Annotated in this window: 10 protein-coding genes; 2 read left to right on the top strand and 8 right to left on the bottom strand. The window is 41.3% G+C overall.

Annotation, left to right across the window (positions count from 1 at the left end; all coding sequences use genetic code 11):
• Positions 1 to 89: 89 nt before the first annotated feature.
• Entirely contained in the window at positions 90 to 1037 is a 948-nt protein-coding gene (gene cysK, locus DW173_RS15960) for a cysteine synthase A (RefSeq protein ID WP_004317446.1), read from the bottom strand.
• A 127-nt stretch (positions 1038 to 1164) separates the two neighbouring features.
• On the bottom strand, positions 1165 to 1965 hold the full coding sequence (locus DW173_RS15955; protein ID WP_120144751.1) for an alpha/beta hydrolase: 801 nt from the start codon (positions 1963 to 1965) through the stop codon (positions 1165 to 1167).
• A gap of 149 nt (positions 1966 to 2114) precedes the next feature.
• Here DW173_RS15955 and DW173_RS23990 point away from each other — a divergent pair, with 149 nt between their 5' ends.
• Complete coding sequence (locus DW173_RS23990; RefSeq protein WP_165861897.1) at positions 2115 to 2351, top strand: hypothetical protein; 237 nt, start codon at positions 2115 to 2117, stop codon at positions 2349 to 2351.
• A 116-nt stretch (positions 2352 to 2467) separates the two neighbouring features.
• Entirely contained in the window at positions 2468 to 2620 is a 153-nt protein-coding gene (locus tag DW173_RS24180; RefSeq protein ID WP_233562197.1) for a glycoside hydrolase family 31 protein, read from the top strand.
• Positions 2621 to 2780: 160 nt separating this feature from the next.
• On the opposite strand, the gene DW173_RS15945 is transcribed toward DW173_RS24180, so the two are convergent.
• Genes DW173_RS15945 through DW173_RS15920 form a run of 6 tightly spaced genes read right to left on the bottom strand, consistent with a single transcriptional unit; the run spans position 2781 to position 11560 of the window.
• Positions 2781 to 3584: a DUF1961 family protein gene (locus tag DW173_RS15945; protein ID WP_117809021.1), complete on the bottom strand. Its 804-nt coding sequence runs from the start codon at positions 3582 to 3584 to the stop codon at positions 2781 to 2783.
• 24 nt (positions 3585 to 3608) lie between these two features.
• Positions 3609 to 4856: a BACON domain-containing protein gene (locus DW173_RS15940; protein ID WP_117809022.1), complete on the bottom strand. Its 1248-nt coding sequence runs from the start codon at positions 4854 to 4856 to the stop codon at positions 3609 to 3611.
• Positions 4857 to 4873: 17 nt separating this feature from the next.
• Positions 4874 to 6358, bottom strand: a complete 1485-nt coding sequence (locus tag DW173_RS15935) for an alginate lyase family protein (RefSeq protein ID WP_117809023.1) — start codon at positions 6356 to 6358, stop codon at positions 4874 to 4876.
• Positions 6359 to 6387: 29 nt separating this feature from the next.
• Positions 6388 to 6699, bottom strand: a complete 312-nt coding sequence (gene rhaM, locus DW173_RS15930) for an L-rhamnose mutarotase (RefSeq protein WP_117809024.1) — start codon at positions 6697 to 6699, stop codon at positions 6388 to 6390.
• A gap of 34 nt (positions 6700 to 6733) precedes the next feature.
• Complete coding sequence (locus DW173_RS15925) at positions 6734 to 8455, bottom strand: RagB/SusD family nutrient uptake outer membrane protein (protein ID WP_117809025.1); 1722 nt, start codon at positions 8453 to 8455, stop codon at positions 6734 to 6736.
• A gap of 12 nt (positions 8456 to 8467) precedes the next feature.
• Entirely contained in the window at positions 8468 to 11560 is a 3093-nt protein-coding gene (locus DW173_RS15920) for a SusC/RagA family TonB-linked outer membrane protein (protein WP_118408636.1), read from the bottom strand.
• Between the last annotated feature and the right edge of the window lie 11 nt (positions 11561 to 11571).

Here is an 11571-nt window from a genome sequence, read left to right as displayed (position 1 = left end):
GCAAAGCTTTTCTCTTGATTTTTTAGAAAGAGGAACATTTACTGAATATCCCTGACACATCCATCCTCATGCCATAAATTAGTTCATCTTTACAAAGGATATTCCTCAAAAGCATACAAAATGGTAGATAAATAACGTTCGCCTGTATCGGGTAATAATGCAACAATCATTTTCCCTGCATTTTCCGGTCGCTTCGCCAGTTCCGTAGCAGCATATACGGCTGCTCCTGAAGATATGCCTACCAACAAACCTTCCTGTTTGGCTAATTCACGACTCGTACGAATGGCATCGTCATTCTGCACCTGAATAATCTCATCTACGATAGAAGCCTTGTACGTTTTAGGAACAAACCCTGCACCAATTCCCTGAATCTTATGCGGCCCTGGTTTTCCTCCCGAGAGTACCGGAGAATCAGAAGGTTCTACTGCCACGATCTTTATACTCGGATCACGCATCTTCAGCGCTTCCCCTACACCGCTAACTGTCCCGCCAGTACCTACTCCGGCCACAAAGATATCGACTTTCCCCTCGGTATCTCTCCATATTTCCAGACCGGTAGTCCGTAAATGCATGGCAGGGTTAGCAGGATTCTCAAATTGTTGTAAGATGACAGCTCCCGGAGTGACCGCTTTCAGTTCTTCAGCTTTGGCAATGGCTCCTTTCATACCATCTGCACCAGGAGTCAATACTAATTCCGCACCTAAAGCTTTCAGAAGATTACGCCGTTCGATGCTCATGGTATCGGGCATCGTCAGAATCAGTTTATAGCCTTTAGCTGCCGAAACAAAAGCCAATCCCACGCCGGTATTTCCACTGGTCGGTTCAATGATAGTTGCTCCGGGATGCAAAATTCCTTTCGTTTCTGCATCCTCAATCATAGCCAATGCTATACGGTCCTTCACGCTTCCTGCCGGATTGAAAGATTCAATCTTTACAATCAGACGAGCTTTCAGGTCGTTACTTGTATTATAGTTACTAAGTTCCAATAACGGAGTGTTACCTACCAAATCCGTCAATTTTCTTGCTATCTTTTCCATATATATCTGTTTTAAATTTCTCTTGTTTTAATATATGACAAAGATAGTGCGGATTCTGTTCAGGGTAAATACCATATATGTGGTAAATTCATACCACATATATCTGACTTCTTGCCAGAACAATATATCATTTGAATCTCTTCACATAATCTGCAATCAGACAACATGCCGGACCGAGTACCTGACCATGATCGAATCCTTGCATTTCATACAAAGTCACCTTCTTGTTACCTATACTTTTCAAGACAGCTTCCAGCAACGCATTTTCTTCATATCTTGCCGCCATCTCCAGATGCTTGTCCCCCGTAATCAACACGAGAGGAGCAGTTTCCTTGCGGGCCTTATTTACCGGAGCATACTCATCAACCACCGGAATACCGTCAGGCAAACCGCGTTCCTTACGAATAGTGAAATGTGTCACCGTCTGACCACTCACCGGAAGATAAGCAGCTACACTATCGGCATCTGCTCCGTATGCTGCCATGTATTTTTTATCCATTGCCAGAATCAACGAAAGATAACCTCCCGCAGAATGACCAGAAACAAAAATATGATCCTTACGACCGCCATACTTCTCAATATTCTTGAAAACCCATGCCACAGCTTCAGCCGCATCTTCGATGTAAGCCGGATTCTTTACTTTCGGACTCAAACGGTAATTCACCGCCACTACTGCAAACCCTTGTTCTCTCAATTCTTTGGGAATAAATTTATTTCCACCTTCCATACCACCACCGTGAAACCAGACAATAGTTGAGAAATCCTTCTTGTTTTCAGGATAATAAATATCCAGTTTACAACGTTCCAGACGATAGGTGTCCGTTTCGGAGCCAGAGACATAAGATATATCTTTGTTTGTGCGATAAGCATTTTGTGCTTGAGCAATGCAAGCACAAAGCAAAAAGAGAAGAAGGCAAATCTTTTTCATGATCTTATTTATTTCAGTATTTCTAATAAAATGCAATATTACGAAATCTTGATAAGAAATCTCACAATTTTTACTTATGTTTATAGCCTTACTTAGTGGAAAAAGCTACGTAAAAAGTCATATATAAATAAAATAATAGATTAATGACTATGAAGAAACTATTCATTTATCTTTTTATAATGACAGCGGGACTCCTGTCTGCCACACAAGTATCTGCCCAAAAAGAAATTGCTCCGGAAGTTATCAAACTGCAAAAGGGGGAGATTGAAAGCACTGGAACCTTACTCTGCCGAGGATTTCTTTCATCGCCTGCAGACGGTGATTCTTTCTCCGCAAGCAATGGTCAACGCATGGTACCTGCAATACGCCCCCTGACTACAATTTGACCGCGGCAAGAATGAACGAGGCGAGTTTCTGCCGGAAGCAAAGCAATATGAAGAGTATGTCCGCACGCTGATTAACCTTCATATGGAGCTGATTCCTTACCTTTATAAATGAACGCTTGCGCACTATCAGTGACCAATATATGATCGGGAGCGACCTGATGGTCACTCCCCTGTATGAGAATAAGAAATCACGGAAAGTTTATTTCCCGGAAGGGGTTTGGTACAACTTCAATACCAACGAAAAATACCGCGTGATGGTTACTTCATAAGAACCAACCTCACCGAAACGGGCTTTCTCTTCCACTTCTACCCAGTTGCCAAGAAAGTCAACAAGATCTGTGCTAGCATTTTCATCTTGTTTTATATTAAATTCAGGCTAAATTTACAGACTTATCACCAAACTCATATCATCAAAGATAGCTACAAGTATCATTTATCCAACTGATAAACTCTAAAATTTGCATACTTTGAATTACGAGTATACATTTGTCTTAAACCCACTCGCCCTTTATCTATCTTTGGAAAGGCAGAAGCATCAAAGTAAAAAGTCTTATCTTGGCCATCTCCCTTCACATTCATATACAAATTCGTTTCATATTTTATGAAAGTCAGATGATAAGTGACTCCAATCTTAAACAGACCCGTATTCAAATATTCAGGCTTCAGTTCCGTTCCTTCAAGTCCCTTCTCCCACTGAGGCATATACCGACGAGCACGAATATATTCAGGCTTATCTTCTGATGCAACTCCTGTTACTGCATAACTAATATGATAAGTATCCATATTATTGAAATACATACTCATCCGGGGAACCTTACGGAGTTCATTCCACTTGAATATATCTTTAACAAATGGTTTTCTTCCTGCCCCTTGCGCCTGAATATAGAGTATATTCACACAATAATACCCGGAAGAATCCAGCCTCGTAAAATCATATTCTATTTTCAAGTTCCCTTTGAATTCCTCTTTTGTCCACAATACCAAGTGATCGGCATCTACATAAGCTCTTCCGCCTGCATACATTTCCAGTCGCCCGTCTTTCTGGATTATCTTGGCATTTTCTCCATCCAGATGCCATTTCTCCGACCATGCATGTCGGAAATTATCTTCAAAAACCAGTTGTGCCGGTTTCTCTGATAATATATCGAATCGCTTTTGTTGCTCGTTTTGCTGCCCCCATACTATCCAACAGGGGCACAGCAAAAAGAACAAACCAAGAATCATCTTTTTCATCTTCCACTCCGTACTATAAGATTCCTATGGGTTCAGTACCAAACTCATATCATCTAAGAATGGCTGCTGATGTCCATTTCTTCTCCAGACAATATACACTTCTGTCTTTCCGACAGGCATAGTAAATGTATAAGATACTTTTTTATGCTCATCGGAACTACTCAAGACTCCATCAGAGGCGGCAACATATCCAAAAGTTACTTCCGGTGCCAATGGATTGGACAAATTCGATATATCAGCAGCATCAACAACGGCTCCCAACCTGATATTCCCAGTCTGTACCATATCTTTTTCCGGCGGAGTTTTATACCAGAAAGAGAATGTATACGATTTACCGGGTATCAATCCACTTAGTTTTCTCCATAACCAATTCAAGGAAGTTGCTTGCTCGTTATCGCGCATACGTAAGAATAAATATGACGCCCCGGTGCGAGGTGTAGGAGAACCTGCTGAAACCCTGATAGCGGTATTGTTAGCTCCAAATTTACCAATACCTTCCGTATTCGAGCCACCCCATTCTCCCAAAGCAGGCCAAAACTTGTTGGTAGTGATTCTTTCGAAGCTGTAATCTTCTTCCGGAGTGTCCAGTAAATTCACACCACCCATAGCTTCGGTCTGCTGTACGATTTCTACCGTTTTGATTAATCCTTGGGCTACAATGGTGATTATTCCTTCTCGAATTTCATCTCCTTCATTCGCGTCTACTACAAAATCCAGTGTGCCGTCTTCCAATCCAGAAGTCGCATTACTGAAAGAAATCCAGTCCACATCGACGGAAGCTTCCCATCTTACATTACAAACAAAGGATATAGCCTGGACACCTCCTTCGAAGCCTAATTTGACAGGATTCTTAGTAGTAATCTCCAATTGAGGAGTTGAAGTATCCCTATATTTCTGAGTGATACTTAACGTTTTCTTCAATTCACCGGCAACAAGGGTAATAGTTCCTGTCCTGTCTGCTCCTTCTTCATTCTTTGCAATCCGGGCATCTATCGTGGCGCTTTGGCTACCGCTTGTTTCATCCAATGTAATCCAGGATGCATCCGTAGATGCTTTCCAATCCAGATTACAAAGAAATTCTACTTGTACAGCTCCACCATACGTACTCAATCCGTCTATAGGCTCCGTTATTATATAAAGAGTCGGTTTGTTTTTCACTTCATCATTGTCATCACAAGACTGTAACAAACTGATGGCCAAAAGCAAAAGCCATATATACGTACCAGCTATCTTGAATGATTGGCTCAAATGGCATGAAATATGTTCTTTCATAATCTATCGCTTTTAAATTAGTTATCAATTACTACTGAAAGAAAGCGGGTGTATCCCAACAAATCCATATAAGATGATTCTCTGTTGAAGACACCAGAATTTATCAATTGCTTAACAGGTTCGCTATCCGGATAATACCGGAATCCCATTTCATACATACCCGGATTGTCCCCGGCTTTTGCAATACGCTCGGTTTCACCGCAATAGTATCCACCTTTGATGCACGAGTCCATCATCCTGTAATAATCGCTATAATATTCGAAAGAATAACGCAAGTTTTCTCCAGTCGGAGCTGTGTATGCAAATAAATCCAGACCATTATTATAACACATCCTCGCATTCACAGACAACAATGTCAGCGTTAAATGAGTATATTGCAGCCCTTTCAACGGTGCCGTATCATGACGATAGCGGTCGTAGATTTCACCTTTCACAGGGAGCGGAGCTCCTGCCTTTTCTCTTGGACAAGGAGTATCGCCATCCATAAATATACATCCGGCCAATAATTCATATACATCCCTCGGATTCGATGGATCATCTATGGCAAACTGAATCAATTCATCATTGTCTGTTACCAGCCCGAGCATCAAGAACCCCATCGTATGGGCTACGACATGATTCTGATAATACTGCTTATTAAAATAATCATTATTCTCCCATTTCTCCAGACTATTCATTCCCTCTTTATAGATTACTTGGAACCAATCGGTTATAATCTTCTTCGTCTCTTCATCCATGACATTCTCAGTCAACAACATATCATAAGCACAGAACATTGGATACATTCCTCTGGTGAGATACATGGCACTACCCGCATCCGCCACATAGGTGATGTTCCGGCATGCTTCAGCCCAAGCCTTTATAATCTCAATTGATTTTTGAGCGTACTTCTTATCTTGTGTGAACCAATAGGCCATAGCTAAATCCCGTGAGTTTGACCCGGGAGTATAAATAGCTGTAATAAACTGGGCGGGATCTTGTCCCGTATAAGGATTAGCTGTATAAGTAAGAGCTTTATTACAACGACTCATCAAGTTATTGTAAGTCCGGGTTATGTCCGCTGAACGATTTTCCTCAATCATACTTTTAATATTCAGCAATTCTTCTTTTGTATAAAGCAGAGAAGGATGCCTATGCTCAATATTAATCGTTTTTATAGATTGTACTACCTTTATTATTTCGGCATTACTTCCGCAAGTAATTGAAAGTTGGCCGATACGCTCCTTCTCTGATGTGTTTTTATCTACACTGATTCTGATAATAGCGTTCCCATTCCCTTCTGTCGGGCTCTCAAATTTTATCCATCCCACATCCGACGAGATAGTCCATTTATCATAGCAAATAAATTTAATCAATTCTTTCCCACCCACATATCCTATCTTGACAGAACTATCCGACACCATAGATATTTCCGTATTTTTTGCATCATCATTGCATGCTAAAAGCATCTGTGCCATTAGCAACAATGTCAGAATGATTGAATGCTTATATTCTATTTTCATAATCTATTTCATTTTGATTGTTTACATTCCTACTCCATATAAAATACTTCTTCCAATGAAATGCTTACCGGTGAATTGTCCGGATTGACTTCCATTATATCCGCCATATAATCCCACCATCGTTTCACAATCTCATTCTCTCCCATATCTTGTGAACCTGCACCGTTATTTTTTTGCACAGCATACAATATATTCGTTTCTTTATCCCAAAATATAGAATAGTCAGAGACACCGTTAGCTTTCAAAAGCTTTACTAACTCAGGCCATATTTCACTATGCCGTTTTTGATACTCTTTTTCAGATCCGGCTTTCAGATACATTTTAAATGCTTCTCTTTTCATCGTTTACTCAATTTGTTTGCAACTAAGACTAAATTCACCAACCCGGATTATTCGGTTTCAAAGCCGGATTTCGTTGAATCTCTTCACTGGGGATAGGCCATAAATAATCCCTGTCGGTAAACTTGCGTGTGAAACGAACTTCTCCAGTAAAATCTTTCTCTTGCCGATTGTTCAAGTATTGCACAGCTAGCCCCCAACGCCTCAAGTCACTGAAGCGATGCCCTTCACCGATAAGTTCTACCGCACGTTCCTTCATAATACGTTCGAACATTTCTTCCTTTTCGGTTACTTGTAACCATGCCGGACCACTATTCAGCCCCGGCATTTTGGTAGACTGTCTGTTTCGTACCTTATTCAATTCAACGATAGCCTTTTCCAGTTGATTATCCTCATTATAAGCCTCTGCCAACATTAACAATACATCTGCGAAACGAATGACGGGGAAATTAATAGGAGTATGATTACGATTCGTAATTGCTCCTCCCATGTCTTCAATAGGAACAAACTTACGGTAAAAATAAACATTCCATCCCCTGTCATTCTGTATAAAACCATTAGCTACGGTTGTTCCTGCTGCAATGGCATACAACTGTCTCTTAGCTCCCGTTCCTACAATATAGCCATTATAATAAGAATACGGAACTATCAGGGATTGCATCATTCTCGGATCCCTACCCCTATAGATATTACCTAATAATGCCGTATCCGGTATGGTTTCCAGTTTTTGCTTCGAGGAGTTCAACGTGGCCAGAAAAGCCTTTTTCTTCACTGCATCATTCTCATTATATCCCGGGATATGATTATTCCAATCGAACGGCTGACCATCCTTCTCCTCATATATATCTGCCAATGTTACAGATGGCATACAGGTGGCCCGACCTCCTCCATAAGAACCACGGGTTCCATATAAAGTGCACAATGCCATTCCATACAAATTATCAGTAGTACCCTTATTCTGAATGGCAAATATAGTTTCATTATCATTCGGAACCGGTCCTGCCGAAGTGAACAGGGCTGAATAATCCGGATACAATTTATAACCATACTGATTGGTTTTATTATAAACAATCTCCTCAAAATCTTCTATCGCCTTCTTCCAATCCTTCATATACAGATATGTCTTTCCACGCAAAGCATAAGCCGCGCCTTTTGTTGCCCTGCCATAATCAGACGCATCCCATTTGAGAGGAAGATTCGTTACGGCAAATGTCAGGTCTTTAATGATAAACGCCCATACTTCTTCTCTGGAACTACGAGGCAACAACATTTCATTGAATGACTCGGAAACTTCCCAACTTTCATCGTAAACAGGTACTCCCCCGAAAAAGTCTGCCAGATGGAAATAATACAATGCCCTCAAGAAACGGGCTTCACCTAGAATACGATTCTTTACCGTCTCGTCAATTGCCATGCCCGACACATTCTTGATAACCGTATTGGCACGTTGAATACCATCATATGTATCTTGCCAGTTTTGCACAAGAAAATCATAGGCACCGTTATAAGTCCCTTGCTCAACCGGGCCGCCAGGCCCCTGAGCAATATCAGAATAAGTATCAAATAACGGCATATATCCATATGCCCCATTATTCTTTAACTGGGCATATACTCCCATCACTCCCGACTTGGCATCAGCCTCGGTTTTCCAATAGTTGCCTTGAGCCACTTTATCGTAGGGAGCCACATCCAAATCATAACAGCTGCTCAACCCCAATATCAGGGAAAATGCTGCAACAATATATTTTGTTGTTTTCATAATAATAGTTTTTTAAAATACCACATTTACACCCACCGTCATTTGTTTCATCGTCGGATAAGTTGTTCCGTTTATTTCCGGATCGATACCTTTGTAAGAAGTAAACGTCAGCATATTCTCCAAGCTCGTATATATGCGAAGCTGTGATATATCCAGCCTCTGAAGGAGTTTCTTCGGAAGTTTATAACCAACCTGAACATTCTTCAAACGCAAATACGATTTATTATGCACCCAAAAATCGCTCGGCTGAGTATTCTTTGTATCCAAGTTCGTAAGTAATCTCGGATATTTGGCATCGGTTCTCCCTTCCCTCCAAGCACCTTCGGCGATTTCTTTGTTTATCACACTTCCGTAATCAATACATCCTCTATAGAACTTATCTTGCCAATATCTTTTTATCCCGGCATTGCCCTGAAACAAACAGGCAAAATCGAATCCATTCCACTCTGCTCCGAATGAGAATCCATAGGTGAAGCGGGGAGCGAGGCCATGTCCTACCGCATATTTATCATTGTCATCGATGATTCCGTCACCATTGATATCCTTATATAAGAAGTCTCCTTTTTGCGGGGTTCCATACGAGGCGAACGGATTGACACGTTGCCCGGTAGCAGGATCAATAGGCGCATCCTTAATCATCTTCTCGACAAATAACATATCTTCATCTGTTTGAAGAATACGGTCAACAGCCAGCACATATTGGATATTGATAGGATATCCTTCCTGAATCATGTTCGTTCCCGTTATCGACCTTTCTTCTCCCTTGAAACGCGTCACTTCATTGTCTATGAAGGTAAAATTACCTCCCACAAAATAATCGACCTTTCCAATCTTATGATTCCACTTCAAGTTCATCTCGATACCTTTGTTTCTGACTCTCGCAGCATTTTGTGTAGGAATGGACGCATTCCCGACAAGTAACGGTGCCGGAAGGTCGATAAGAATATCACGAGTATCTTTATTGAAGACATCAATCGTTCCATCCAGTTTCGAACCGAAGAGATTGAAATCAAGCCCGATATTAGTAACATAGGTCGTTTCCCAAGACACCATCGCATTGGCCAGTTGTGTTTGCGCCAATCCTTGCATGACAGCATTTCCCAAGATATAATTATCCTTGTTGTATACAGACTGGTATTCATAATTATCTACAGCATTATTACCCAACGCTCCCCACGAAAATCTCAACTTCATCATATTGATCCACTTGACAGACTTCAGGAAATTCTCCTCTGATATGCGCCAACCTAAAGAGAATGAAGGGAATGTCCCCCATCGGTGATTCTTATGGAAACGGGAAGAGCCGTCGCGACGTATGTTTCCTTCGAATAGATATTTATCCGCCCATGACAAATTGATTCGCCCAAAATAAGAACGCATCACCCAATCGGTTGCCGCCCCGCTAGTCTCCGAATCACCGGTAGCACCATTTATTACAGAGAGGTTATCAGCAAGAAGATCGTAGCGCTTAGCTTCAAACCATTTCACATTGTCTTTCTCCTGACTGGCGCCTGCCAACACTCCTACATCCAGCTTGTCAAAGAATGTTTTTTGAAAACGCGCAACTACATCCGCCACATGATGCGTGTTTGTCCAGTTCTTATTCCTCACATACGTTTTGCCAGCAGCCAGTTGCGTTATCGTATTAGTCTGAAAACTCCAACGGTCAGCATAATCAGGGGTTTCTTCTTCTTGTGTGTTATTGCGACGGTAGGTATAGGATGCTTCTATATTTAACCCTTTGAAAACTTTTATATTTCCCCAAAACCGGGAAGTGATATTATTAACTTCTATATTTCCCTGATACATGTTCAAATGATAAAGAGGGCTCTGCACCTGCTGGTTCTCTTCCGGATTTTCAACAGCCCCATACCTGCCGTCGGGATGACGATAAACAATACCCGGATTAGCTATCTTATCAAATAATGAACTCATATATTTAGACCCCATCTCAGCATCCGACTTGAGCCCGCTGATATTCATACCTAACGTTATCCAAGGTTTCAATTCTGCATTCACATTAAGACGGGCTGAAAATCTCTCATAGGCCGAATTCTCCACAATACCCGGATTATTCAGATAAGCAACAGAACCGAAGGCTTTCAATTTCCGGTTTCCAACCGAGAATGACAAATTATGGTTAGTAGATACCCCAGTTGAAAATATTTCATCTGCCCAATTTGTGTTTGGATATAGATAAGGCTCATTGGGATGTACACGCCATTCTGCTATTTTCCGTTCCGAATATACAGGCATTGCAGTAGGGTCAACATTATATGCCGCTTCATTGTAATATTCCATATAATCCGCATAGTTATTCACAGTCTTAATTGTATTAGAAGGCTTTTGAAATGAAACATATCCATTGTAAGAAATAGATGCCTTACCCTCCGAACCTTTCTTGGTAGTTATAAGAATAACTCCATTTGCTGCCCTTGAACCGTAAATAGCTGATGAGGAAGCGTCTTTCAACACGGAAATAGATTCCACATCCTGCGGATTGACTTCGTTGATATTGCCTTCCGCCCCATCAATTATGACAAGCGGAGAAGAGTTGTTCAGCGTTCCCTGCCCTCTGACAAGCAATGTCGCTCCGTCATTATTAGGACGGGCCGAACCCTGATTGACATATAATCCGGAGCTCAATCCTGCTAAACCAGTCGATAGGCTTGTCATCGGGCGGCTTTCGGCCTGTTCTATCAGATTCACAGTAGATACCGAACCTGTTAGATTCACCTTTTTTTGAGTGGCGTAGCCCACCACAACAACTTCTTCCAATGCCTTGCCGTCTTCTGTCAAAATAATGGTTGCACCATTAGCCTTTGACGCTTCCATTTCCTGTCGGGCATATCCTATATACGAAAATAGGAGCACATCTTTCTCCTGAGCCCTTATGGAGAACAAACCGTCCATATCAGTGATAGTACCAGCCTGTTGTCCTTTAATCCGAACCGTAGCTCCAATCATGGGCTCGTTGTTTCCATCCACCACTTTCCCGCTTATATTCAATGGTGACTGCGCCCAAATACCATATATAGGTATCATGAGCATGAATATAATCATATAAAATGAACATATTCGTTTACTGATGTCTTTCTGTTTCATAGATATTGATT

Origin of the sequence: Bacteroides sp. AM16-13 (assembly GCF_003602705.1) — a bacterium.
Lineage (GTDB): Bacteria > Bacteroidota > Bacteroidia > Bacteroidales > Bacteroidaceae > Bacteroides > Bacteroides xylanisolvens.
Note: the sequence above shows the minus strand (reverse complement) of the source record. Positions and strands in the feature narration are given on the sequence as shown.